We start from the raw sequence: 23,730 nt of genomic DNA, 5'->3' as shown, positions 1-23,730 counted from the left end.
GCGGTCAGGCCTTTCTGAGGTGCTGGGTCAGCTGTTCGAAGATCTCCCAGGCGCGGGGATCCGTGCCGTCGCCGAGCGGATAGTGCAGGGCGGGTCGCCGGTCGGGGCCGAGCCTGGCGGGCTTGAGGGCGAGCGGGGGTCGGTCGGCTCGGTCCAGGCCGACTTCTTCGACCATTTCGGTGCCGAGGGTGAAAGTGACCGGCATGGGCGGCGCTTCGAGGTGGGGCGGCACGGTCAGGTCGGCGCGGGCCGTGCGCAGTGAGGTGAGCAGGGTGGTCAGTCCGTGCTCGGCGGCGAGTGTGGCGGCCAGGGCTTCGATCGTGTCGAGGGGTGGGGTTTCGCCGGGGCCGTAGCCGATGGCGAGTGTGATTTCTTCTTCGACTCCTGCGGTGGTGCGGGTGACCTTCAGGGTGGCGAGGGCGGGTCGGTCTGGGCGGCCGACAGCGGCGAGCCAGCTGGGTTCGGGTGCGCGACTGTGTGCGAGTTCGGTCAACTGACGTGTGGACCAGGGCAGGTTGATGGGTTCGGCCGTGCCCCAGCCTGCCGGCGGGGCGCCGGTGAGGGTCTGCCAGCTGGCTTCAAGGGCTCTGCCGAGTGTGAGGTCTTCGGCGGGGTCGTGGCGTAGGCGGAGGGAGAGGAGGAGTTGGCGTTCGCCTGTGTCCGTGGAGATCGCGGTGGTGAAGGCTTCGGCGACCTCCGCGTTGCCGTCCGGGGTGCGGACGGGGGTGAACGCGCCGTTCTGCCAGTGCAGTACGGCGCCGGAGAGGCCGTCGTAGTAAGCGCAGGTCTCGTCTCTGACGACCCAGCGGTTGGGGTGTCCGCCGAGAGCCACCCGCGTGGGGAGGGTGAGGCGGGTGCCGGGCGGGGTGACGATCTGGAGGGCGCGTTCGGCGTCCGCTGCCTTGCGCACGACGTCGGAGAGCCAGGTGGTCATCGCGACGAGCGGGCGGTCGTTGATGACGACGGCGGCCTGGGTGGTCAGGACGTCGACGGTCAGCTGGGCTTCTTCGGGGGAGGCGAGGGTGGCCGTCTCGGGGGTGAATTCGACGGCTTCCACGGTTGCCGTGTCCGGGGGCCACGTGGTGCCGCCGAGCAGGACGTTGAGGCGGCCGGCGAAGGAAGCGGCCAGGCGCTCGGCTTCCGGCAGGGCGGAGGAGGCGCGCACTTCGGTCCACCAGACCGGCGCGTCCAGCGCTATGTCCGGGCCCAGGAGGCGGGCGGCCTCACCGGGGACGTGGACGAGCAGCGGGGCTTCGACGGCGAGCAGGGGGCGGCCTGCGGGGGTGGTGAGTTGGATGACCGCGCCGTCGTGGAGCGTCTCGGCGGTCAGCTCGGGGCCGCCCGCGTACAGGCCCGCGAGGATCGCCATGGGGTCGGGCATCTTCTCGGTGAGGGCGATGATGTCCTTGGTCATGACGGGGGCGCTTCCTGGGCTTGTGTGGCGAGGGCGGTCTGGATGAGCTGGTGGCGGCGGCCTCGGCGGGCCAACATGCCGCGGCCGGGCGGTTGCTGGCTCGCGTACAGGCCGGGCAGGAGGGGGCCTTCGCTGCGGTCGCCGGTCATGACCAGGGCCGAAGTGCCGGATTCGCGCAGTGTGGTCAGCAGTGGCTCGTACAGCGCGCGGGCGGAGCCTGCGACGCGGCGGGCGAGGACGAAGTGCAGGCCGATGTCCTGGGCGGAGGAGATGTAGGGCAGGAAGGGTTCCAGGGGCTGCTGTCCTGCGGTGGTGAGGATGTCGTAGTCGTCGATGAGGATGACGATGCGCGGCCCGCGGAAGGTGACGAGGTTGGTGAGGGTGTCGTGGTCGACGCTCTCGTCCGGCATGCGTTTGTCGAGTTCCTTGGCGATGCCGGTGGCCAGGGCGTTGGCCAGTTTGGTGTTGTAGGCGTAGCCGCCGCGGTAGGGCTCGGGGACGAGGCCGCGCAGGCCACGGCGTGGGTCGAAGACGCCGAAGACGAGTTCCTCGTCGGTGTAGCGGGCGGTGAGTTGCTCGACGATGAGTTTCAGCAGGTTGGTCTTGCCGCATTCGCTGTCGCCGAGGATCAGCAGGTGCTGGTCGTTGCCGAACAGGTCCAGGGTGACGGGGGCGAGGGCTTCCTGGTCGACTCCGATGGGGACGCGTAGGGGTTCGGCTGCGAGGTCCGGCAGCTTGTCGGTGGGCAGTTGGGTGGGCAGGACCCTTACGGGGGCGGCGAGTTCGCCGTGCCAGGTGGCGCGCACGGAGGCCGTCGCGTCGTCGAGGGCTTCGGCGAGGTCGCCCGTCGTAGTGCCGGTATCGATACGGGGCAGGGCGACCTGGGCGAACAGCTTGTCGTCACTCAGGAGTCGGCCGGGTTCGTCCGCGCTGAGGGTGGCAGAGAGTTTGCGGTCAATGGCGGAGTCGCCGGGGTCGTTGAGACGTAGTTCCAGGCGGGTGCCGAACATGGCCTGGGTGGCGATGCGGACGTCGTTCCAGCGCAGCATGCCCGCCACGACGTGGATGCCGTAGCCGCTGCCGCGCTTGAGCAGGTCGACGATGTCGTCCTCGAGGTCGGTGAACTCGTCGCGCAGTGCGCCGAAGCCGTCGATGAGCAACACGATGTCGGTGGAGGGCAGTTCGGGTACCCGGCCGTGGGCGCGGAGGTGGCGCAGCTGCTCGATGGAGTCGATGCCGTGGGTGCGGAAGAGCTCTTCGCGCTCGCCCAGCATGGTGCGTACCTCGGCGACGGTGCGGGCAGCGCGTTCGCGGTCGGCGCGTCCCGCGATGCCGCCGACGTGGGGAAGTTTGGCGAGGGCGCTGAGGCCGCCGCCCGCGAGGTCGAGGCCGTAGAGCGCGACGTCGCGCGGGGTGTGGGTGAGGGCCAGGGACAGGGCGAGGGTGCGGAGTGTGGTGGTCTTGCCGGTCTGCGGGCCGCCGATGAGGGCCAGATGCCCTCCCGAGGCCGTCAGGTCCACGGTCCACAGGCCCTGCCACTGCTTGGCCGGGTCGTCCAGGACGCCGAGCGGCGCCTGCAGATGGCCGGGGGCTCTGCTCAGGCGCAGACCGCTGGGAGTGACGTCCAGCGGGCCTGCCGCCGCGTCCAGGGAGATCGCGCCGGGCAGCGGGGGCAGCCAGATGCGGCGTACCGGATCGGCCGCCTTGGTCAGCTGGTCGACCATCACCGACATGACGCTCGGGCCGGTGTCCCGCTTGGTCGCGGTCGGCTCTTCGTCGGCGGGATCGTCGGTCGTGGCGAGGGTGTTGAAGGTGGGGTACGGCCAGGCGAGCGGCTCGTCCGCTTCCGCTTCTCGTCGTGCCGGGCCGGTGTAGGCCCCGGAGACATAGCCGGCCTTGAACCGCTCGTACAGCGAGGTGTCGACCTTGAGGTAGCCGAAGCCGGGCAGCGGCGGCAGGTTGAAGGCGTCGACGGTGTCCAGGACGGTGCGGGACTCGTCGGCGGAGAAGGTGCGCAGGCCGAGCCGGTACGAGAGGTACGTCTCCAGGCCCTTGAGCTTGCCGGCCTCGATGCGCTGGCTGGACAGCAGCAGGTGTACGCCGATGGAGCGGCCGATACGGCCGATGGACAGGAACAGGTCGATGAAGTCCGGCTTGGCGGTGATCAGTTCACCGAACTCGTCGATGACGACGAAGAGGTGCGGCAGCGGGTCCAGGGCGGGTTGTTCGGCACGCAGCGCGGCGTAGTGCCCGATGTCGGCGACGTGTCCGGCGTCCTTGAGGACCTGCTGGCGGCGCTTGACCTCCCCGGCGAGGCTGGCGTGTACGCGCTCGACCAGTCCCGCTTGGTTCTCCAGGTTAGTGATCACGCCGGCGACGTGCGGAAGGCCTGCGAACGGGGCGAAGGTGGCGCCGCCCTTGTAGTCGACCAGGACAAGCGCCAGGTCCTCGGGCGCGTGGGTGGCGGTGAGGGCCAGGACGAGGGTGCGCAGCAGTTCGCTCTTGCCGGAGCCGGTCGCGCCCACGCACAGGCCGTGCGGGCCCATGCCGAGCTCGGAGGACTCCTTGAGGTCGAGAAGGACGGGCTTGTGCCGGTCGTCGACGCCGATGGGTACGCGCAGGAAGTCGCGTTCGCTGCGCTGGGCCCAGAGCCGGGTCAGGTCGAGTGCGGCGGGATCGTCGATGTGCAGCAGTCCGGGGAAGTCCACGGCTCCGGAGACGGGGGTGCCCTCGGCGACGGACTCGGCCGACAGGCGCAGCGGCGCGAGCATCCGCGCCACGCCTTCGGCTCCCGCGATGCTCACCTGGTCCGTCGTGCCGACCGAGTGGTCCACCGTGCCGACCGAGTGCGGGCTGTTGCCGGATCGCAGGTCCTCGACGATGACGTTGTCGCCGTCGACGGTGATGCGGACGGCGACCTCGTCGGGTTCGTGCACCTGTTGCTCCAGCAGGTGCAGCACGGTGACGCCCATGCCGGCCAGGCCCACCGCCGTGTCGGGGCGGGGCAGTTCGGCGGCGTTGTGCCCGTGTTCGTCACTGATGACGAGGAGCCGGTCGACCAGCTGCAGTGCGTTCTTGTCGGACAGGCCGCGGCGCACCTCGGCCGCATACGAGGCCCGGCGCCGCAGATCCGTGTGCAGCAGGTCGGCCAGCTGGTCCAGGCTCGGAGCGATCCGCCGGACAGCAACCGGGCCGTCGTGGTGGTGCGGATCGAGCACGTGCGGAAGCCACTTGGCCCACTTCCACTCGGTGAGCCGGTCGCCCGGCACGCCGAGCGCGAGCGCGACATCGCCCGGAGCGTGCAGCGCGGCCGTCTGGATCACCAGGGCGCGGGCGACGCGCAGGACGCCCTCGCGGTCACCGACGATGCTGACGTTCCCGGCACGGTCGAGCGGCACGGTGAGCGGTGAGTCGCTCGCCCGCGAGTAGCGCGCCACGAGAGCGCGGGCCTCGTTGAGCATGAACGGATCCGGGGGCGTGAGGACGCCACCGTCGTTCTGCCCGATCACCAGCGCCTGGGTGGGAACGTCTCCCGTGCCCACCCGCACCCGCAGGAAATCGGCGTCCAGGCGACGCCGCTCCCACAGCCGGGCCGGGTTGCGCACGATGTCGTACAACGCCTCCGGGGCAGGATCGAGCACCCTGGCCTGACTACGCCGCTCCCGCTCCCCGGCGGTGAACTCCTCGCGCAGCTCCTCCAGATACTCCAGATACCGCTCACGCTGGGAACGGCGGGTGCGCTGCGCCTTACCGCGCTGCGACAGGAACAAGGCCACCGCGGCGAGCAGCGCGAAGACGAGCACGATCGCGCCGATCGCGGCGAACCGGCTGTTGCGGATGACCGTCATCATCACGACGGAACCCATCACGCCGGCCAGCGGCAGCAGCGCGGTCGCCGCCGTGCCGATCTTGCCTTCGGGCAGGTTCGGCGGTGCTTCGATGGTGCGTGGTGTTGCTCCGAGCTGGGGGCGGGTGGAGCGAGCGGGGCGGTGTATCAGCTGCTGGGTCATGGCATCCTCACCGCGAACTGCAGCGCCTCGGCTGCGAGACGGGCGGCGGAGCGGCGGGTGGCTTCGCCGAGCAGAGCGTTCTCGATCACTCCGCCCGCTCCGAGATGGCGGTCATAGGCGATGGGTACGACGGCCACACCCGCCTCCCGCAGATGTGTGGTGGCGGTCTTCAAGTCCAGCTTCGTGTCCGGTGAACTGGCGGTGAGCGCTACCACCGTGGTGGCCAGTGCCCCGCGTGGCAGTCCGGCCAGCCAGTCCAGGACCTTACGCGTCCCGTTGACGCCTTCGGCGGTCACCGGGGCGACGATGACGCGGGCGTGTGCTGTGGCCATCGCGGTACGTGCCACCTCGCCGGGCAGGCACTCGCAGTCCACCACCGTCACACCGAAGTAACGGCGCAGCGCGAGCGTCACCGTGCGGTACATCTCCACGTCCACCTGGGCGCCGATGCGCCCCTGGCTGGCGGGCAGCAGCCAGCCGCCTTCGGCGACGGGCACCAGATAGCCGGTGACGTCCGTCAACAGCATCGACGGCTTGAGGATCTGCGCCAGATCCGACACCGTCCAGCGCACGGTGTCGGCGCCGAGACGCACCGGCAGTGTGCCGAGCGCGGCATCCATCTCCAGGGCCAGGACCGGGTCCTGGCGGTAGTGGTTGAACGTACGCGCCATGAGCGAGGAGACCGTGGTCTTGCCCACGCCACCACGGATCGACGTCACGGCGATGACCCGGCCCGTGGTCACCGGCTGCTGCACCTCACGCCCGAGCCGGGTGACCTCCTCGACCTCCCGCGCGGTGGACGCCGTCAGCTTCCGCAACGAACGCCCCGCGCGCTCCACCACGGAGTCACCGCGCACCGGACGGCCCACCGCTGCGGACAGCCGCGGGTCGAGCGTCGGCTCGGACTCCGGGGACACGGTGGGCAGGCGGGGGTCACGGGGATGGTGGGCAGGGGGCTGCTGTGCGGGAGGTTGCCCGGCCGCGGGAGGGGTGGGCACACGGGCTTGCGCGGGAGGCTGCTGCGGGGCGGGCATCTGCGTACCGGGGCGCTGTTGCGAAGAGGACGCAGCAGGAGCAGCACCCTGCGGCGCGGGGGGTGCTTGTGGTGCGTGCGGCGCCTGCTGTGTCTGGGGTGCCTGGTGTTCATCGCCGCGCCAGGCCTTCTCCGCCTCGGCGCGGGACAACTGCAAGCTGACCGTGTGCTCCCTCTCCTCGCCCTCGGCCTGCTTCAGCTCACGCAGTACGTCTCGCTGCCAATCGCCCCCAGCCATCGCCGCCACGCCCCTTCCTGACCTCGTATAACCACCGGCACCACTGCTTCCGCGCCCCGGTCAGAAGGTGTCGAGCAGACGCCCATACACACCGAACACACCGATCGCCAACGGCAGCATCGCGATCACGCCCACCGACTCGAGGACGTCGCCGAACCGCCGCAGCCGCACGCGAACATGCTCGGCGGGCTCCACCACCAGAACCAGCACAGCCACGACCGACAGTGCGCCAAGAACCACGAACGGAGCGAACGCATACGAGCGATCGAGCCACAGCAGGAGCAGCCGGACGGCGACCGCGGCCCCGGCGACGAACAACACCACGACCTCGGCGACCAGCGGAAAGGCACGCGCCCGCAGCCACAACACACCCACTGCGATCACAGCCAACGACACCGTCCACACAGTGGGCTCACACAGAACGAACAAGGCCGCGACAGCAGTCGATACGGCGGCCACCACCGTGGCGAGCACCAAGCCCCGATGAGTCGCGGTGAGCGCAGACGACACCTCATGCCGACTGACCGAAGTGCCCCCGAGCCGCCGGTCATCCAGACCGGTCAACCCCGAAGCCATCAACGCCAACCGCGGCAACAACCCCAGAACCACCACCGACGCCACGACCACCACAGCACCCACACGGGCCTGCTGACCATCAGAGACCGCACCGTCCTGCAGGGCGGCGACCACACCCCACCCGACCGAAGCCGAGGTGAGAGCGCCGGCACCGATGAGTGCGCCGCGCCCCAGAGGCGTGAACCACCCGGCCAGAGCGAGGGCCACCACAAGGGACGCCATGACGCCGCCCCACCGGCCGAGCCCGGACCAGCCCTGGGCGTCGGCGAGCGTCCACGCGCCCAGCACTCCCAGACCACCGCCGGCCGCGACCAAGGTGGCGGCAACACCATGCCGCCCCAACCGGCCGACGAGAGCACCCACGACAGCCAGGACACCGGCCACCGAGAGCAGCGCCCCCGCGACACCGACCACCGACCCGAATTCACCTCGGGCCAGCACACCGGCGACCAACGCCCAGCCCACCGCCGCCATACCGGCCGTCACACGGCGCGCGGAAGGCCGCCACCGCCAAGAACGCAGCCGAAGATCCTCCGCCACCTCATCGGTGACGTCATGCACCACCGGAGCAGAGGGAGCATCCTGGGCTCGCACCAACCGCAGCACAGCCCCATCGGCGATCCCAGCGGATTCCAGAGTGCCGTCCTGCGGCAACACGGAACCGTCGGATGTCGCCAAATGCCGCAGCATGGGTTGTGCGGATGTCCGGTCATTCAGGAGCTGCAGAATTTCCGGTAGAAGCCGGCCAATCGGCTCGCCCGACGGCAGCACCAGGTCAATACGTCGCTGGTCGCCGACCAGGGTGACTCGACTCAGTCCCGCCCGGCCCGTTCGGTTCAAGGCCCCCATACTCACCACGCGTTCGAACCTATCACCGGGGTGTGACAGTGGCAGAGGGCGTGGAAGACGGCCGGGAACCGTACGAGTCCTGCCCGATCAATCGCTTCGAAATGAACGACCAGCCCACACATCCGGCACACAGAATGGCCGCGATCACGACCCCGGCAACCAGCTTCCCGAGCCGCTCATCGACAGACCGACGCCCGCGCTGCTCCCCGAACAGGAACGCATCCCGCATCCGCCGCCGCCGAACCGACACCGACTCCAACAACTGGCTGTCGTATTCCTGAGCCCCCACTGCTACCTGCACCCTTCAGCCGCCGACGGGCGTACGTCGACCGGACAACCTTCTTGCGGACCCTATCTGCCCAGTGCTCAGCAGCAAGTGGCCAGGACCTTAAGGTGAGGAACCTCATCGCAGTACCAGGGATCACTGGCCGGCGAAATTTCGCCCCAACGTTCGGACATAAAGCGCGACAGTTTCGACTGCCCAATAATTCTGGCACTCAGCGAGAGTGGCCACCGAGCATCGTCGCGTCAGCGAGGCGCGGCGTCGGCGGTCCAGTGTCTGGTCTGGTTTCCGTCCTCGTCCCATTCGAATTCAACCAGCGGACGCAGCCCGTTTGGACTCATGATTCTCTTCGAGGCGAGCGTTCCGTTGGGGTGCCACGACTTGGACTCGCCCACGGGGAACCCCTCCTCCATGATTGCTTCGGTGCGTAGTGTTCCGTCGGGGTACCAGGTATTGGTAGGGCCGTGTGAAACTCCATCCTTGTAAGTGTCCAAGCTGACAAGGGCACCTTGCTGGTACTCCACGGCCTCGCCCGTGAAGAGAGCTCCCCTGTAGAGGAGGCGTTCCCCTTCGTCCATGTCTACATCGGGGTCGTCGACATCGATTCGTGCAAGCGTCATCATGGGATCCAGTTCTCTGGGCCGGGCGGGTCCTTAAGGTAGCGACCGTAGCTACTGGGCATCCCATCAAGAGTGCCGAGAGCTCAGGGCATCCCGCGCCATGCGGCTGATCTGCTCGTCGCCGACTGTGCTGATGTACTCACCGAGTTGCTTCACTTCGAGGGCTTGCGATCGGTGCAGCACCGTAACGACATGGACCAAGGTGCGGCCAGATCGGGAGACATTCAACACGTCCATGGCGAGCCCGGCTGCGACACGTCCGTCAACAGGTGCGCACGCGGCGGCCAGATCCACGAGTTGGGTCGCCACGTCGAATCGCTGACGACCGCCATTGGCAAGGCTTGCGACACCGCGCCTCACTGTTTCCGTGATGTCATCAAGGACGGCGGCTGTTGAATCTTGGTCGAAGATTTCTCCGAGTCTGTCTTCGAAGTATTCGGTGTCGGCGATGCACACCAAGGACCGCAGCGCCTCAAGCCGCTGCCTGAGCGTTCCCTTGGATTCGGAAATTTCGTCGCTATCACCGATGGCTACCGCAAATTGCGCGAACGTGCTGTCGACCGAGAATTTTCGGTCGATGAGGATTTCATACCAGGGTGCGACCTTTGGAGCCTTGGCGGTGCTGATGATGGTCTCGTAGCCTGCTGGCTCTCCCCACGTGGTAAGGGCCACACAGGCGAGGAAGCGATCCCTTGCCGGGGCAGTTGAGTCATTCATCAGCCTGATGAGTCCGGGCACCCGCTCGCGGTGTCGAAGATCGTCGAGTCCGTCGTAGATGACTCCCTCGGGATCGGCGGAGGGCCGACCATCGAAGTCAGTGCCAAGCAGTCGATCGAACTCGCTCATCAGTCTTTCCTCTTCGCACCGTCAGCCTGCTCCTGGCAATACACCAGCGCACGAATCCGCTTCCTTACCAGAACGGCTCACCCCTAGACCCGGGCGAGAGATTGGTCAGTGCCTCAGGGCGCGCTTGTATAACCCAGCCGCGATACGCGGTATGCCTGCCGATAGGAGACCAGTGGCCTACGTATGGCTGGCGATTTCCCTGAGTTCTGCCAGACTCTCCAGAGCCGTAGCGGTGCTGGTCTGCAACTGGCCGGCAACTCGATCTGAGGGAAGAGCGGCGAACTCCCTCAGCGCGGCTGACGGCAGTAGACCACGAGCACTGGCTTCCCTTAGGCGCTCAAGCCACAAGAGTCCCGCCGCATAGCCGGCGTCGCCTGCGCTCGCGCGCGGCTCAAAACTGGCTGCCGCCTCGGTGTCTGACGCCCAGAGGTAGCCGAGTACGCCCTGCTCGCCCGCCACCGGGGTGTGCCGGATCAGCCCGCTCGCGTCGCGCGCGTAGCCAACTGCATCGAACCCCGGCGCATGCCGGAACACACTGTTGCGTTGAGGAATTTCAAAGCGATCCCAGACATCGACAGCGGAACCATCACCATCGCAGATGTTCTCGACTCCCGTCTCGGTCGGTTTGCCGAACCAGGTCGGATCATCAGGGTCGATGTCGGTGTCTACAGCTACTGATACCGCCTGCAGTGCATCGGCGAGCCGTGGATAGTTAGCAGCGTAGCGATCGTCTTGAGCGCGGCCCTTCAGATCACAGGGCATCCAAGCGTCGGAGAACGTCTCGAGCTGCAGACTGAAGAAGCCAGTGAGAAGCGCAGCGCTCAACGAGAACGCTGTCTCGTCAGTTCCACTCGCCATCGTGGAACGGCCGGGAGAGATGTCGGCGTCGACTCCTCCAGGCTTGCCCGGAACCATGGCGGACTGAATCTCCTGCGCCAGGCTCTCCGCATCATCCGGAGATGTCCGAGAGTCAAGCGTGAACTCCCCCCGAAACAGGAATGTCTCGGTTGCCCCATACTCGGGTAGCGCGATCTTCATCGGAACATGTGAAGGGAACAGTCGGCGATCTCGCAGGACCGTAAAGGCGCTGAGGACGCCGCGGAGGAACTCCAGGAGTTCATCCTCACCCTCGGCCTCGCGCCCCCAGCTCCAGCGCGCGACAGGTGTAGACGCGATCACGACATACCTCCAGGCATGAACTTGCCACCAGGTGGAATCATCAGCGTCCCATCCTCAACGCGAATGACAAATTGAACATTACGGTTTCCGTAGACCTCAGTCAGGCGCCTCGGTATGCCGCTTGCGGCTAGGTCGTCCAACGTCCCTCGGGTGTCAACCACGAAGGTTTGGACATCAGCATGGGAATCAGTCAACTGCCGCATGTTGCTAAAGATCTTGTTGACCAGCTTCTTCGGATTCTGAACGTCCTTGAACTGGTAACCGTAGGTAGTTCCATCCGAGCCACGGGCCACGACATCGAGGTCCGTCTTCTCTCCCGTCACCACGCCTGGCTTGAGCTCATACCCAGCTTTGGCCTCGAACGCGATGTCCCGGAGTCCAGCGTCGTACATTCGGTTGGCCAATCGGAGTTGCTCGATGCCGCCCATCATCTTGTCTGGATGGCTGAGACTCGAGACGACTTGGTGGTATCCGTAGCTGTTGTTGTGCCTGCCTGAAGCGATCGTCTCAGCTATCTCTCGGCCGGCCGGATTATTGGTCAGGTTGTCAAGTACCCGTTCCAAGTCAGCTGGCTTGACCCCCGAGCCGCGCAGGTGGTCACGAATCTGCTGCTCGGTCTGACCACCGCGCTCGAACGGCTGGGCATCGTCACCGAAGTGAGAGCCGGAGCCGCCGTGGCCACCGGCTCCATCGGAACCGCCTCCCCCTGAACCACCGCCGTGTCCGCTCCCTCCAGACGGGGGCACTTCGCCGTGGCCGCCAGATGAGACGGAACCGTGATGGCCCGTGGCAGGGGCGTGATGGACGTTGTTCCCGGTTTCAGCCTCTCGCCCTCCGACGGCAGCGGGCTCGCGGTCGGACTGGGGCTGAGACTTCTCCTGCTGGCTGTAGCGCTCCTCGGCCGACATCTCACGTTTCACGTTGTCGGCGTTCTCGATGACGCTGCCGTCGGCCTTGTGGAGCAGGTGGGTTTCGGTGTTGAGGTAGACCGTGTTGCCCTCGAGGTCGGTCATCTTCACCGAGTTCTCGGCACGGAGTACCGAGTTCTCCGGCAGGTCGGCGGCCCGGACGGGCTCGTCGGCGAGTTTGTAGGAGCCGTTCGCGAGGTCCAGGTAGGTGCCCGAGCTCAGGTTGCGCAGGGTGGCCATGGCGTCGCCGACCTTGACCGCGGTGAAGGTGGCGCCCTTGGCGACGTATGTCATCGGGTCGACGAAGTGGACGACCTTGGAGGCTGCGGAGATTCCGCGGGCGATGGCTCCGGTCTTCGCGGCCGCGCCGGCTCCTCCGGTCAGGACCGTGCTGAGTACGTTGAACGTGGCGCCACCGGCCGCGCGGGCGTTGTCCTTGCCCCACTGGTCGTAGGAGATCATCGCCTTGCCGGCGTCCTTCAGCGCGGTCTGCGAGTCCATGATCCAGCGGCGGGTCTTGTCGCCCCCGACTGCCCCGGCGAACAGTGCCGCGCCGGGCATGATGGTGGTGGCGAGGCCGGTGACGACCTTGCCGAGGTTCGTCCAGGCCTGGCCGGCCGCGGCGGCGCCGTCCACACCGAAGAGGGTGCCGATGCCGCGCAGGGTGCCCCAGACGCCGTCGACGATGAAGCTGTCCCAGACGAAGTGCTTGATCTGGCGGTGGAGTTCGTACCAGTGGATGGACTCTTCGACTTTGTCGCCCCAGGGCAGGCCCTGGGCGTTGTTGAGCATGTCGGCGCTGTAGCCGTACTCGTTCTTGTCGGGCTTGTCGCCCTTGCCGTCGTTGGGGACGAGACGGAAGTCCGTGAACAGGGCGAAGATCTTGTTGGCGCAGGCGCGTTCGGCGTTCTGGAAGGCCTCCCAGGTGGCGTGCATCTCGGCACGGCGGTTGGCGTTCTCGCTGGTGAGTGTGTCGTCGTAGTGCCAGTCGTCCTTGCCCGCGATACGGGTGCGGAAGGCTGCTGCTTCGTCCCGCAGCCGGTCCAGCTTGGCGACCAGCGGGCGGACCTCGCTGGCGTACGCGCCCAGGGCCTGGGCCACCGTCTCCAGCTCGCGCTGGAAGTCGTTCGCGGCGGTGGCCACCGGTGCGGTGGTGGCGAAGAGCTGGTCGGCCTCCGGCGCGTCGTAGTACGAGGACAGCCCTCGGAACGTGGTGTCGATCTGCGTGCCGGCGTCCCAGATCGCCGAAGCGTCACCGGACAATGCGCTGATGCTGCGCTCCAGCTCGCCCAGGTCGCCGGTGAACTCCAGCATCTGGCCGGGGTCGAGGGCCTGGGGGCTCACTTGGCGCCCCGCTCTCCGCCCGCACCCGGCATATCGATCTTCTCCGGCGCCTGCACCACCTTGGCCTGGGCGTTGGCCGCCATCTCGGTGTTGCCCTGCTGGTAGTGGTTGGTGGCCGTGGCGGCGCCGTTGATGGCGTTCGCCGTCCGGTTGGCCATGGACTGCACCTTCGGCATGCGGCTCTCCAGGTACTGGCTGAGCGCCCCGCCGACCGGCCCGTTGACCGGCTCGACCACGGTCACTGTCGGACGCTGTGCGTCCGCCTGGGGATCGGCCATGCAGGCCGTCTCCTGCTGCCGAACGCTCGGGCGTGCACCACTGCCGACAGCCATCGGACCCTGAACCGGTGTGTACTCGGCGCCCGGCACGACCGTTCCCGCGGAACTCGCCGCGGTCGACAGGTCTTTCACCATCGCATTGACCGCCGTTTCCAGGCGGCTCGCCGCTTCGCCGGTCATCGTCAGCGTGCCGAGCACACCGGCCGGCTGAATGTCCCAACGCGACACGAAACTCCCCCAACCACTCCTGCGGCACGCACGGCGGCGCAACCGCCGACCGCGCGCCCCGATCCCCGTGACCCGTACCCGCTGCCGTACGCAGGTGACATCACCCGATGTCAGCCGGGTGTCAGCCGATGTTGTCGACCGCTGCCTTCGCCCGCGCCAGCGTCGACTGCGCCGTGCTGTCGTTCTGCTCCATCGTGGAGCGCACCAGGCGGATGATCTCGCGTACCTCGTTGGCCGCCTTGTTCCAGCGGACTTCCTTGCCGTGGTACTCCTCGGAGACCCCGTCGGCCTGGAACTCGCCCATCGCGGCCTTCACCGCACCGTCGCGATCCGAGAGCACCCGCTCCAGCTGACCGATGATCGCTAGGAGGCTGCCCTGCACCTCGGTGGAGGCGCTGATGTCATAGGAGTTGCGGTCCATGTTGGCCATGAGAAAAGAGCCCCCGTTGCTCAGCGTCCGTTGAACCGGGCGGCCTCGAAGTTGGCCGCGCTCATCTGCTGGTTGGCGTTGTCGGCCTGCTCCTGCATACCGGTCGTGAACGCCGTGTCCATGCCGGACTGGCCGCCCAGAATCGCCTGCAGCGAACCGTTCAGCGCGTCCGTGATCTCGTCCGCGTTCCCCTTGAACCGGTCGAACACTGCCCGGCCCGCGCCGTTGAACTTGCCCTCCAGCGGCGCCGCCGCCGCGATCAACTGCCGGATCAGCGCGCCCAGATCGTCACTCGACCCCGTCGTCCGCCGTCCCAGCTCCGACAGCGTCGTCGAACCCATGTCGAACTTCATGCGCCCACCCCCGTGGGGAATCGAAACCGTGGCACTACCTCGTCCAGGTGTGAACATACGCCCCACCACTGACAGTCGCCCCTTTGTACCAATGGCTCATTGCATACGCAACGCGATTCCAGCCACTCATGGATCCGATGCACCACAAGGCCGGCACCGCCTTCGGACGATCAAGCCAACGGCGCCCGGAGGCAGCCTGCAAACGTGGTGATCCAGCCGAAAGCAGACCCTCCGGCTTGGAGGAAGTGACGGGCGGGCACGGCCTGTTGTCAGCAGCCGCCGTCCGTCGGCGCCATCCGGCGAGGTGTGGTCTTGCGGCTGTCGGCCCGGGTCTGGGTGACCTTTTCGACCGGCTCCCTCGAAGGGGCTTGATCCGGTGCGGACTTGTGGTCCTGGGGCGCCGCGGCGGGTGCGGCCGAGCCGGTGGCGGCGACCGTGCCGAAGGCCAGGACGCCGATCGCCGCGAGCGGTACGACGGCGCCGAGTGCGCCGCCGCGCGCCGCGCCGGGTGCGCCGCCGCGTGCCGCCACGCGTCCGCGCGCCGTCCGTACCAGCGCCCCGCACCCCTCGCCCAGACGCTGCAGCGCGTGCTGGATCAGAGGGCCGCCCACCGTCGCCGCCACCGCGAAGACGACCGCGCCCGTGACGGTGCCGTAGAGATGGAGTTCCGAAGCGAGCGTCATGCCCGCGGCCGCGCCGAGGCCGGCGCCCGCGAGCTGCGCGAGGCTTATGTCGGGGCGCCCGGGGCGTCCACCGCGCCGCCCCTCACGCTCGCCGCCGTGCTGTGGTGCATGCCGTGCTCCCATCGTGATCCTTCACACATCGAGCGGTCCGTTGCCACGATGCTGGCGGGCGACAAGGTAGATGGCGGGGGCATGTATATGGACGGCGCGTAGGGGCGTGCTCATCGCGTGTGAAGCGTCCAGCGCACAGCTTCAGCACCGCTGAAAAACGGGGCAAAATTGGGCATTCAGTCGCCAGAATGTGGACGTTTCCGTCGCTGCTGTTCATCTGTCGTCGCCTCGTGAGCGGCGAGTACCAGCTGCACACAGTGCTCGACCAGTCGCTCGCGCGTGACCTCCAGGCTCCCCCGCAGCCAGCCGGCGAAGAGGCTGGCGAGACCGCCGACCAGGGCGTACGCAGTCATCCTGCGGCCCGCGTCGTCGGCGCCGCGCGCCAGCTGGCCGTCGATGAGTTCCGTGAAGGAGGGCATGAGGCGGTGGCTGTGTGCGCCGAGCACGGGGTCGGCGTAGGGCTCGATCAGCAGGAGGCGGCCCTTGTGCGGGGCGTCCAGGACCAGAGCGACGAAGGCAGCCACCGCGGCGCGGGCCCGCGCCTCCGGCTCGGGTGCGGTGGCCGCCACGGCGTTCGTGAGCGCGTCGCGCGCTTCCGTGGCCACGCGTTCGTACGCGGCCAGGAGCAGTGCGTCCCGGCTCTCGAAGCTCTCGTAGAAGTAGCGGTCGGTCAGCCGGGTGCGGCGGCAGACCGAGCGGACCGTGACGGCCGCGGCCCCCTCGTCGCCCGCGAGCCGTTCGGCGGCGGTCAGCAGGCTCGCACGGCGGCTCGCGCGGCGGTCGGCGAGCGTGCTGCCGCCCCAAGTGCGTTCACCGCCCGACTGGTTGCCCAACTCGCCCTCCCCTGGCCGGTGTTGATCAGGAAATTGGTGCGGAAATTGATGCGGTGCCGATACCGGCGCGCATTGACTACAGCTGTCCTCAGATCCTAGTGTGACGGTTCCTGAGGACACCTGTCCTCACTTGGGTTCAGAGGATCAGATCCGCGTTCGGTCACCGGCTGGAGGCCCCCGTGGCAGATGTCGCACCGCTCGGCCCCGACTCCCTCACCTGGCGCTGGTTCGGCGACTGGCGGGCCCTGCTGCTCGCCCCCTGGGCCGGGTCCATGCAGAACATGCACCCCGAACTCGGCGCCGGCGTCGCCGAGCACTCGCGCTTCTTCGAGGAGCGCTGGCAGCGCCTTTTCCGCTCCCTGTACCCGATCGGCGGTGTGGTCTACGACGGGCCGCGCGCCGCCGAGACCGCCCGTGCGGTGCGCGGTTACCACGACACCATCAAGGGCGTGGACGACAAGGGCCGCCCTTACCACGCCCTCAATCCCGGTACGTACTACTGGGCGCACGCCACGTTCTTCGTCCTGACCATGCATGTCGCCGACTACTTCGGCGGCGGTCTCACCGAGGCCCAGCGGCGCCGGCTCTTCGACGAGCACGTGCGGTGGTACGCGCTGTACGGCGTGAGCATGAAGCCCGTGCCGAAGACCTGGGAGGACTTCCAGGCGTACTGGGACCACATGTGTGCCGACGTCCTGGAGGACAACCGGCCCACCCGGGACGTCCTGGATCTGCGCCGGGTCGCCAAACCGCCCAACCTGCGCTTCCTGCCGGGCCCGTTGTGGGCCCTGGCCCGGGTGCCGCTGGCGCGGCTGACCGTCTGGATGACGGTCGGCATGTACCCGCCGGCGGTACGCGAACGGCTCGGGTACGCGTGGACGGCGCGCGACGAACGGCGCCTTCGGGCGTTCGGCCGCGCGGTGCACCGCTGCTGGCGACTCGTGCCGCACGCACGGCGCTACCATCCGCGGGCCCGGGCCGGCTGGGCCCGCGAGCGGGGTGCGGCCGGTGCACCGCCCGTGGAGACCCCGCCGCGCAACCTGCCTCCGGCGGAACGGCGGGATCTGCCCCAGCACTACGTCCCGGGGCGCTGAGCCACCCGGCGCCGGTCAGCGCGGCGGGAACGGGACGTGCGCGAGGGGCGGCAGCAGCACCTCCTCCTCGTACTCCAGATGAACCGTCAACTCCTGGCTCAGCCGGTCGAGTTCACGGCGGAAGCGGTCGGGGTCCGCCGTCTCCATCCGGGCGAGGAGGGCCAGCAGCTCCTCCTTGATACGCGCCACCTTCCGGTGCTCCGCGCTCAGCCGTTCCAGGGCCCCGCGCAGCTCCGGATGGTGCTGCGCCACGCCGGGAAAGACATGCGCGTCCTCACTGGTGTGATGGAACGTCAGGGTCTCGCAGAACGCCAGGCAGTGCTGTCTGATCTGCATCCCGAGGCCCGGCGCCGGAGGGGCGCCGGGGCCCTGGTGGGCGGCCCGCGCGGCGAGTTGGGCGTCGGCCTCGGCGCTGACGTGGCGCAGCTGGGCCCGTAGCCAGGCGTGGATTTCGAGGACCTTGTCGGCGAGCGTCCTGACCCGCACGGGGGCCTCGCCGTCGGCGGGCCGCGCGGGCGGTTCGAGGACCACGGTGCCGGTGCCGTCGGCAGCGGGCACGGCGATCGCCTCGCGTGCCTCGCCGTCCAGGTGCACGGTCACCACGGAGTGGGCGAGCAGGTCGTCGTGCCGGGCGCCGGCCGTGACGACCAGCCGGTCGCCGTCGCGGCGGTAGCCGAGTTCGAGGGTGTGCCGCTCGTGGGAGTCCGCACCGGTGAAGGTCAGCAGCAGACGGTCGTGGGGTGCGAAGTCGTCACGGGCATCGTGGGCAGGGGAATGCGGCATGGGCTGAGAGATCTCCTGGGAAGAGCGTCCCGTCCCGGGCGCCGAGCAGGGACCCGGCGGCGCGGGGAGGGACGGCCCGAAGGGCGGTGTACGGCGATGTACGGCGCCGGGGACGGCAGTTCGCAGCCGTTCGTGGCGATCCGTATCCGAGGTCCCGAAGAAAAGGGTGCTGGCCCGATCGCCGTCCTGCCCACTGCTCTTCGGCCGGCGTCACGCTGCACGCGCCGCCCATTAGAACCAGCGGCCTGCCGCCTGTCAACGCCGAGCGTGGCCTGGCCGCCGGACGGCGGCGCCGCGCCGTGCGCCAGGGGCATGTGGCCGGAAAGGATGAACGGAAGGCGGGTGGATGGCCCCGCCGTGATTCATCGCAGGGGCTCGCGAGGAATGACTGCGCCAGCGAAATCCGCTACGGATGCTACGGACGACGGAGGCGCTGGATGACAGCGAGATCTGCACGGGCCACCCGCACCACCCGACGCGGCGCGAGACTCCTCGCGCTCGTCGCCGCGGGCGCGCTCACCCTGGGGGCGGCGCACGAGACGAGACCCGTGGGCGCGGACGGGCCGCCGAACCGGGTGTCGCCGTACACCGGCCTGACGATGTACCCGGGCCGGGTGCTCGCGGTGAAGTTCGACAACTCCCGGATGGCCCGGCCGCACCGGGGCCTCGACAAGGCGGACATCGTCTACGTCGAGAAGGTCGAGGGCGGGATGAGCCGCCTGATGGGCGTGTACTCCAGCCGCAAGCCGCACGCGGTCGGCCCGGTGCGCAGCGCCCGCGAGTCCGATGTCGAGCTCCTGCGGCAGTTCGGCCGTCCGGCGCTCGCCTACTCCGGGGTGCGCAGCGACCTCACCAAGTATCTGCGCAATTCGCCGATCTACGTACGGCCGCACGGCAAGGTGCCCGGTGCCTACTTCCGCGGTGCGGGCCGCCCCGCGCCGCACAACCTGTTCGTCCGCCCCAAGGCGCTGCTCGACTCGGCGCCGCGCGCCAGCCGGCCCGCGGACATCGGCTTCCGCTTCGGGGCGGCGCCGGCGGGCGGGACCAAGGCGAGCAGCCGTACCGTGCGCTACGCGTCGGCGAGCCACACCTTCCGCTGGTCGCCGCGGATCAAGCGCTGGCAGGTCTCCTTCGACGGCTCGGCCGCCCGCCTCAGTGACGGCCGCCAGATGAGCGCCCGGACCATCGTGATCCAGCATGTGCGGATGCGGCCGTCCAAGTACAAGGACGTCAACGGCGCGGTGACCCCGTATATCCACACCACGGGCCAGGGCCGGGCGACGGTGCTGCGTGACGGCAAGGCGTACGCCACGTACTGGAAGCGTCCCAAGCCGACGGCCGGGACCACCTTCACGCAGAAGAACGGCAAGCCGATGCCGTTCGCGCCCGGTCAGGTGTGGGTCGTCTACGCCGATCGCTGACCGCGCCGGCCACCACGGCCACCGCCACCGCGACCACCACGACGACCAGGACGGCCGGGGTGTCCGGGGCCCTGCCTAGGCTTGGCCCCATGGACGACGCCCCGGATCCGCCCTTCCAGCTTCTTCCCGGTGCCGCCGACGCACCCGTTCTGCTGCATGTGCCGCACGCCGCGCGCACCGTGCCGCGGGCGGTGCGCGGCGGCATCGTCCTTGAAGACGCCGCTCTGGAACGGGAGTTGGACCACATCACGGACGCGCACACGGACACCCTCGCGGCCCGTGCCGCGGCGGCGACGCACCGCGCCAGGCCCTGGCAGTTCGTGAACCGGCGCTCCCGTCTCGTGGTCGACCCGGAGCGGTTCCCGGACGAGCGCGAGGAGATGCGGGCGGTCGGGATGGGTGCGGTCTACACCCGCACCACGCACCAAGAGCCCCTGCGGGACCCGGAGTTCGACCCGCAGCCGCTGCTCGACCGCTACTTCCACCCGTACGCGCGGGCCATGACCGAGGCCGTCGCGGGGCGGCTCGCCGCCGCGGGGCGCGCGGTGATCATCGATGTGCACTCGTATCCGACCGGGCGGCTGCCGTACGAGCTGCACGGCGACGGGCCGCGGCCGCCGGTGTGCCTGGGCACCGACCCGTTCCACACCCCGCCCGAGCTGCTCGCCCGCGCCGAGGCGGCGTTCGCGCGGTTCGGCGGCACCGGGCTCGACAGTCCCTTCGCGGGGACGTATGTGCCGCTGGAGTTCTACGGTGTGGAGCCCCGGGTCGGCGCGCTGATGATCGAGATCCGGCGCGACGGGTACATGGCGGAGCCGGGCGGGGCACCCGGACCCGGCCTCGACGCGCTGGCCTCTGCGCTCGCGGAACTCGTCGACTCGCTTTCCCAGTAGGCGAGTTGGAGCGATGTCTCACCCGTGCACCGGCCTCTCCGGGACACCGGGGTCCGCTCAGGCCGAGTCCTTGACCACGCTCCAGCCGCCGTCCACGAGGAGGCTGGAGCCGGTGATGTACGCGGCCTCGTCGGCGGCGAGGAAGGCGATGGCGGCGGCGACCTCCTCGGGGGTGCCGAGACGGCCCGCCGCGGTCTGGGCGGCGCTGCGCACCCGTTCCTCCTCCGGCAGCCGGTCCCAGGCGCCGGTGAGGATCGGGCCCGGCAGAACGGCGTTGACCCGCACCTCGGGGCCGTACTCGACGGCAAGCTGGCCGCACAGGGACAGCAGGGCGCCCTTCGTGGCGGCGTAGGCGGGGTGGCCGGGGATACCGGCATGGGCCTGCACGGAGGAGGTCAGGACCACCGCGCCGCGCTGGGCGCGCAGTTCGGGAAGGAGTGCCTTGAACCCGAGGAAGGAACCGGTGAGGTTGACGGCGAGCTGACGGTTCCAGGATTCGAGGGGCATCTCGTGGGCCCGGGTCACATCCACCGTGAAGGCGTTGCTGACGAAGACACCGACGGGGCCGAAGGCACTCGCGGCCGCCGCGACCCGCCGCCAGTCCCCCGGTTCGGCGACATCGGCCCGCACGAACTCGGCGCGCCCGCCCTGCTTCTGGATATCCGCGGCGACGTCATGGCCGCGGTCCTCGGAGACGTCGGCGAGGACGACGGCGCCTCCCTCGGCGGCGAAACGGGCCGCAGTGGCGGCCCCGATACCGGAAGCGGCGCCGGTGATCACGGCGACCCGGCCGGTGAAGCGGTCTCCATGGCTCATAAATCGACCCTAATGCGGAGACCGCCCCCACGCCCAGGACTGGCCCACGGTCACCTGCCTCCGGCGGACGCGAAGCGGGACGCCTGACGCCTCAAGTGACCCTGGGGTACGGGAGTTTGAACCCCACCGCCTCCCGACTACGGGAGCTTGAGGACCGTGCCGGGGTGGATCATGTCGGGGTCGGCGCCGATCGCGTCGCGGTTCAGGTCGTACAGCTCGCGCCAGCGGTCCTCGCCGCCGAGTTCGCGGCCCGCGATGGCCGACAGGGAGTCGCCGGACTTCACGGTGTACGTGCGCTCCTTGGCCGGAGCCGGTGCCGGAGCCTCGTGGGCCGCGGCCTTCTCCGGGGGCGGCTTGGGCGCCGACGCCGCGTGCTGCTCCTCCGGCGTGACCCGGGCCCTGGCCGCCATCCGGTCGGCCGCTTCCCTGGTCGCCGCGACGGGGTCCGCGTACTTCGCCGGCGGTTCACCGGGGGCGCCCCGGTCCGCGGGCGTCTCCGCGGCGGTGGCCTGCTCCTGGACCTGCTCCTTGGTCTGCTCCGCCCCGCCCGCCGCCTGGTCGTGTGAGCCCTGCTTGTCGTGCTTGAAGATGTCGAAGATGCCCATGACACCCTCCGGCGCTTGGTCGGCCCCCTGGACTCCACCTTCGGGCAGGGAGCCGGTCCGTGCGAGCCGGGCGCTCACATACCGTCATTCCGCCAGGACGGCACGTCACTCTCAGTGGTGTCCGTCGCCGTGCTGCAGCTCCCTGTACTCCTCCGCCGTCGCCTTCGGCACCTGCGTGCCGGGGCCGTACATCGCGCGGGCGAGGCGGGCGCGCAGACGGTCCGAGCGCTTGACCCTGCGCTCCACGCCGTTGGCGTCGCGGCGCGGGCCGAGTTCGTAGGGCAGGGTCTGCTCGTGCGCGGTCAGGACGTGCCGCTGCGCCTGGCTGAGCGGTTCGTGCACCTCGATGAACTCACCGTGCGGGAGCCGTTTGATGATGCCGCTCTCGCGGCCGTGCAGCGCCTTGTCGCGGTCGCGGTGCTGCAGGCCGAGACAGATCCGCCGGGTGACGACGAACGCCAGGACCGGCACCACGAAGACGGCGATCCGTACGAACCACGTGATCACGTTGATCGACAGATGCAGATGCGTGGCCACGATGTCGTTGCCGCCGCCGATCAGGAGCACCCCGTACAGACTCAGCCAGGCCACGCCGAGACCGGTGCGGGTCGGGGCGTTGCGGGGGCGGTCGGCGATGTGGTGCTCGCGCTTGTCACCGGTGATCCAGGCCTCGATGAACGGATAGACCGCGATGGCCATCATGATCAGCGGGAACAGCGTGAACGGGATGAAGACACCGAGCGCCAGCGTGTGCCCGAAGAGGTTGATCTCCCAGCCGGGCATCACCCGGATCAGCCCCTCGGAGAAGCCCAGATACCAGTCGGGCTGGGCTCCGGTGGACACGAGGTCCGGGCGGTAAGGGCCGATCGCCCACACCGGGTTGATCTGCGCGACGGCGCCGAGGACCGCGAGCACCCCGAACACGAGGAAGAAGAAGCCACCCGCCTTGGCCATGTAGATGGGCATGAACGGCATGCCGATCACATTCTTCTCGGTCCGTCCGGGCCCGGCGAACTGGGTGTGCTTGTGGTAGAAGACCAGGATCAGATGGGCCACGACGAGGCCGAGCATGATCCCTGGCAAGAGCAGCACATGGATCGGATAGAGCCGCGCGATGATGTCGTGGCCGGGGAACTCGCCGCCGAACAGGAACATCGACAGATACGTGCCCACGACGGGCACCGACAGGATCGCGCCCTGAGCGAAGCGGATGCCGGTGCCGGAGAGCAGATCGTCGGGGAGCGAGTAGCCGGTCAGTCCGGTGATCAGGCCGAGCATCAACAGGGTCCAGCCGAACAGCCAGTTGACCTCGCGCGGCTTGCGGAAGGCGCCGGTGAAGAACACCCGCATCATGTGCACCAGCATGCCGACGACGAAGATCAGCGCCGCCCAGTGGTGGATCTGCCGGATCAGCAGCCCGCCGCGCACCTCCATGCTGATCTCGAGCGTGGACTCGTACGCCCTGGTCATGAGGATGCCGTTGAGGGGTTCGTAGGGGCCCTCGTAGACCACCTCGACATTGCTGGGCTCGAAGAACAGGGTGAGCCAGACACCGGTGAGGATCAGGATCAGAAAGCTGTAGAGACAGATCTCTCCGAACATGAACGACCAGTGGTCGGGAAAGACCTTGCGCATCTGGGTCTTGGCGAGGGCGTTCAGACCGATGCGGCCGTCGGCCCAGTCGGCGAGCCGCTCACCCTTGGACGGTGCGACGGGCCGGCCGTTGCTCCGGCTGCGCTCGATACGTCCGCTCATGCGTCTCCCCCTCAGGCGACCGGCTGCGGCGGCGTCCCCCTTCAGGCCCGCTCCAGCGTAGAGGGGCGGGCACCGGGGCCAATAGACCTTGGGACGGGCGGAGTTGACGTCGATGCGCGGAATTCGAACGACATATGCCGCCCCAGG

At 68.9% G+C, this 23,730-nt stretch carries 21 protein-coding genes; 3 read left to right on the top strand and 18 right to left on the bottom strand.

Features of this window, described 5'->3' with window-relative positions; all coding sequences use genetic code 11:
- Positions 1-4: 4 nt before the first annotated feature.
- The 14 genes from ACFQVC_RS04665 to ACFQVC_RS04600 all read right to left on the bottom strand — a co-directional run bounded on the left by ACFQVC_RS04665 (position 5) and on the right by ACFQVC_RS04600 (position 16,216).
- Positions 5-1,414 (bottom strand): DUF6177 family protein, encoded by a 1,410-nt coding sequence (locus tag ACFQVC_RS04665; protein WP_381826673.1) that lies wholly within the window; start codon positions 1,412-1,414, stop codon positions 5-7.
- A complete protein-coding gene (eccCb, locus tag ACFQVC_RS04660) occupies positions 1,411-5,424 on the bottom strand; it encodes a type VII secretion protein EccCb (protein ID WP_381826671.1) in 4,014 nt (1,337 codons plus the stop codon). Before eccCb ends, ACFQVC_RS04665 begins: the two co-directional genes overlap by 4 nt.
- Complete coding sequence (locus tag ACFQVC_RS04655) at positions 5,421-6,695, bottom strand: CpaE/TadZ family protein (protein ID WP_381826669.1); 1,275 nt, start codon at positions 6,693-6,695, stop codon at positions 5,421-5,423. The genes eccCb and ACFQVC_RS04655 overlap by 4 nt, the downstream gene beginning before the upstream one ends.
- 60 nt (positions 6,696-6,755) lie before the next feature.
- Positions 6,756-8,120, bottom strand: a complete 1,365-nt coding sequence (eccD, locus tag ACFQVC_RS04650; RefSeq protein WP_381827112.1) for a type VII secretion integral membrane protein EccD — start codon at positions 8,118-8,120, stop codon at positions 6,756-6,758.
- Positions 8,121-8,142: 22 nt separating this feature from the next.
- A complete protein-coding gene (locus ACFQVC_RS04645; protein ID WP_381827110.1) occupies positions 8,143-8,349 on the bottom strand; it encodes a hypothetical protein in 207 nt (68 codons plus the stop codon).
- Between the two features lie 299 nt (positions 8,350-8,648).
- Positions 8,649-9,026: a toxin-antitoxin system YwqK family antitoxin gene (locus ACFQVC_RS04640; protein WP_381826667.1), complete on the bottom strand. Its 378-nt coding sequence runs from the start codon at positions 9,024-9,026 to the stop codon at positions 8,649-8,651.
- Positions 9,027-9,089: 63 nt separating this feature from the next.
- Positions 9,090-9,869: a hypothetical protein gene (locus tag ACFQVC_RS04635; RefSeq protein ID WP_381826665.1), complete on the bottom strand. Its 780-nt coding sequence runs from the start codon at positions 9,867-9,869 to the stop codon at positions 9,090-9,092.
- Positions 9,870-10,046: 177 nt separating this feature from the next.
- On the bottom strand, positions 10,047-11,048 hold the full coding sequence (locus tag ACFQVC_RS04630) for a hypothetical protein (protein WP_381826663.1): 1,002 nt from the start codon (positions 11,046-11,048) through the stop codon (positions 10,047-10,049).
- Positions 11,045-13,270 carry a hypothetical protein gene (locus ACFQVC_RS04625; RefSeq protein ID WP_381826661.1) on the bottom strand — a complete coding sequence of 742 codons (2,226 nt, stop codon included), beginning with the start codon at positions 13,268-13,270 and terminating at the stop codon, positions 11,045-11,047. The genes ACFQVC_RS04630 and ACFQVC_RS04625 overlap by 4 nt, the downstream gene beginning before the upstream one ends.
- A 26-nt stretch (positions 13,271-13,296) precedes the next feature.
- Positions 13,297-13,806 (bottom strand): DUF6507 family protein, encoded by a 510-nt coding sequence (locus ACFQVC_RS04620; protein WP_381826659.1) that lies wholly within the window; start codon positions 13,804-13,806, stop codon positions 13,297-13,299.
- A 121-nt stretch (positions 13,807-13,927) separates the two neighbouring features.
- Positions 13,928-14,236, bottom strand: a complete 309-nt coding sequence (locus ACFQVC_RS04615; protein ID WP_381826657.1) for a pore-forming ESAT-6 family protein — start codon at positions 14,234-14,236, stop codon at positions 13,928-13,930.
- Between the two features lie 20 nt (positions 14,237-14,256).
- Complete coding sequence (locus ACFQVC_RS04610) at positions 14,257-14,589, bottom strand: hypothetical protein (RefSeq protein WP_381826655.1); 333 nt, start codon at positions 14,587-14,589, stop codon at positions 14,257-14,259.
- A gap of 269 nt (positions 14,590-14,858) precedes the next feature.
- Positions 14,859-15,395 (bottom strand): hypothetical protein, encoded by a 537-nt coding sequence (locus ACFQVC_RS04605; RefSeq protein WP_381826653.1) that lies wholly within the window; start codon positions 15,393-15,395, stop codon positions 14,859-14,861.
- A 164-nt stretch (positions 15,396-15,559) separates the two neighbouring features.
- Complete coding sequence (locus ACFQVC_RS04600; protein ID WP_381826651.1) at positions 15,560-16,216, bottom strand: TetR/AcrR family transcriptional regulator; 657 nt, start codon at positions 16,214-16,216, stop codon at positions 15,560-15,562.
- A gap of 179 nt (positions 16,217-16,395) precedes the next feature.
- On the opposite strand from ACFQVC_RS04600, the gene ACFQVC_RS04595 reads away from it, so the two are divergent.
- The gene (locus tag ACFQVC_RS04595) at positions 16,396-17,310 is read left to right on the top strand and encodes an oxygenase MpaB family protein (RefSeq protein ID WP_381826649.1); all 915 of its coding nucleotides are present in this window, start codon (positions 16,396-16,398) and stop codon (positions 17,308-17,310) included.
- A gap of 15 nt (positions 17,311-17,325) precedes the next feature.
- On the opposite strand, the gene ACFQVC_RS04590 is transcribed toward ACFQVC_RS04595, so the two are convergent.
- On the bottom strand, positions 17,326-18,093 hold the full coding sequence (locus tag ACFQVC_RS04590) for a hemerythrin domain-containing protein (protein ID WP_381826647.1): 768 nt from the start codon (positions 18,091-18,093) through the stop codon (positions 17,326-17,328).
- Between the two features lie 437 nt (positions 18,094-18,530).
- On the opposite strand from ACFQVC_RS04590, the gene ACFQVC_RS04585 reads away from it, so the two are divergent.
- Both ACFQVC_RS04585 and ACFQVC_RS04580 read left to right on the top strand, forming a co-directional pair.
- Complete coding sequence (locus tag ACFQVC_RS04585; RefSeq protein ID WP_381826645.1) at positions 18,531-19,514, top strand: DUF3048 domain-containing protein; 984 nt, start codon at positions 18,531-18,533, stop codon at positions 19,512-19,514.
- Positions 19,515-19,603: 89 nt separating this feature from the next.
- Positions 19,604-20,407, top strand: coding sequence for an N-formylglutamate amidohydrolase (locus tag ACFQVC_RS04580; RefSeq protein ID WP_381826643.1), 804 nt, complete (start codon positions 19,604-19,606; stop codon positions 20,405-20,407).
- Between the two features lie 57 nt (positions 20,408-20,464).
- Here ACFQVC_RS04580 and ACFQVC_RS04575 read toward each other — a convergent pair whose 3' ends face one another.
- The 3 genes from ACFQVC_RS04575 to qcrB form a co-directional block, all read right to left on the bottom strand.
- Positions 20,465-21,223 carry an SDR family NAD(P)-dependent oxidoreductase gene (locus tag ACFQVC_RS04575; RefSeq protein WP_381826641.1) on the bottom strand — a complete coding sequence of 253 codons (759 nt, stop codon included), beginning with the start codon at positions 21,221-21,223 and terminating at the stop codon, positions 20,465-20,467.
- Between the two features lie 137 nt (positions 21,224-21,360).
- Positions 21,361-21,828 carry a LysM peptidoglycan-binding domain-containing protein gene (locus ACFQVC_RS04570; RefSeq protein ID WP_381826639.1) on the bottom strand — a complete coding sequence of 156 codons (468 nt, stop codon included), beginning with the start codon at positions 21,826-21,828 and terminating at the stop codon, positions 21,361-21,363.
- Between the two features lie 111 nt (positions 21,829-21,939).
- Positions 21,940-23,583, bottom strand: a complete 1,644-nt coding sequence (qcrB, locus tag ACFQVC_RS04565) for a cytochrome bc1 complex cytochrome b subunit (RefSeq protein WP_381826637.1) — start codon at positions 23,581-23,583, stop codon at positions 21,940-21,942.
- Between the last annotated feature and the right edge of the window lie 147 nt (positions 23,584-23,730).

It is taken from the genome of Streptomyces monticola (assembly GCF_042665355.1).
Classification (GTDB): domain Bacteria; phylum Actinomycetota; class Actinomycetes; order Streptomycetales; family Streptomycetaceae; genus Streptomyces; species Streptomyces monticola.
The sequence above is the reverse complement of the archived record's forward strand: the minus strand, read 5'-3'. Positions and strand labels throughout refer to the sequence as shown.

What these genes read in the sequence shown, in the direction of transcription:
- ACFQVC_RS04665 (WP_381826673.1), bottom strand. Translation starts at nt 1,414, where the DNA reads ATGACCAAGGACATCATCGCCCTCACCGAGAAGATGCCCGACCCCATG.
- eccCb (WP_381826671.1), bottom strand. Translation starts at nt 5,424, where the DNA reads ATGACCCAGCAGCTGATACACCGCCCCGCTCGCTCCACCCGCCCCCAG.
- ACFQVC_RS04655 (WP_381826669.1), bottom strand. Translation starts at nt 6,695, where the DNA reads ATGGCTGGGGGCGATTGGCAGCGAGACGTACTGCGTGAGCTGAAGCAG.
- eccD (WP_381827112.1), bottom strand. Translation starts at nt 8,120, where the DNA reads ATGGGGGCCTTGAACCGAACGGGCCGGGCGGGACTGAGTCGAGTCACC.
- ACFQVC_RS04645 (WP_381827110.1), bottom strand. Translation starts at nt 8,349, where the DNA reads ATGCGGGATGCGTTCCTGTTCGGGGAGCAGCGCGGGCGTCGGTCTGTC.
- ACFQVC_RS04640 (WP_381826667.1), bottom strand. Translation starts at nt 9,026, where the DNA reads ATGATGACGCTTGCACGAATCGATGTCGACGACCCCGATGTAGACATG.
- ACFQVC_RS04635 (WP_381826665.1), bottom strand. Translation starts at nt 9,869, where the DNA reads ATGAGCGAGTTCGATCGACTGCTTGGCACTGACTTCGATGGTCGGCCC.
- ACFQVC_RS04625 (WP_381826661.1), bottom strand. Translation starts at nt 13,270, where the DNA reads ATGCTGGAGTTCACCGGCGACCTGGGCGAGCTGGAGCGCAGCATCAGC.
- ACFQVC_RS04615 (WP_381826657.1), bottom strand. Translation starts at nt 14,236, where the DNA reads ATGGCCAACATGGACCGCAACTCCTATGACATCAGCGCCTCCACCGAG.
- ACFQVC_RS04610 (WP_381826655.1), bottom strand. Translation starts at nt 14,589, where the DNA reads ATGAAGTTCGACATGGGTTCGACGACGCTGTCGGAGCTGGGACGGCGG.
- ACFQVC_RS04605 (WP_381826653.1), bottom strand. Translation starts at nt 15,395, where the DNA reads ATGGGAGCACGGCATGCACCACAGCACGGCGGCGAGCGTGAGGGGCGG.
- ACFQVC_RS04590 (WP_381826647.1), bottom strand. Translation starts at nt 18,093, where the DNA reads ATGCCGCATTCCCCTGCCCACGATGCCCGTGACGACTTCGCACCCCAC.
- ACFQVC_RS04585 (WP_381826645.1), top strand. Translation starts at nt 18,531, where the DNA reads ATGACAGCGAGATCTGCACGGGCCACCCGCACCACCCGACGCGGCGCG.
- ACFQVC_RS04580 (WP_381826643.1), top strand. Translation starts at nt 19,604, where the DNA reads ATGGACGACGCCCCGGATCCGCCCTTCCAGCTTCTTCCCGGTGCCGCC.
- ACFQVC_RS04575 (WP_381826641.1), bottom strand. Translation starts at nt 21,223, where the DNA reads ATGAGCCATGGAGACCGCTTCACCGGCCGGGTCGCCGTGATCACCGGC.
- ACFQVC_RS04570 (WP_381826639.1), bottom strand. Translation starts at nt 21,828, where the DNA reads ATGGGCATCTTCGACATCTTCAAGCACGACAAGCAGGGCTCACACGAC.
- qcrB (WP_381826637.1), bottom strand. Translation starts at nt 23,583, where the DNA reads ATGAGCGGACGTATCGAGCGCAGCCGGAGCAACGGCCGGCCCGTCGCA.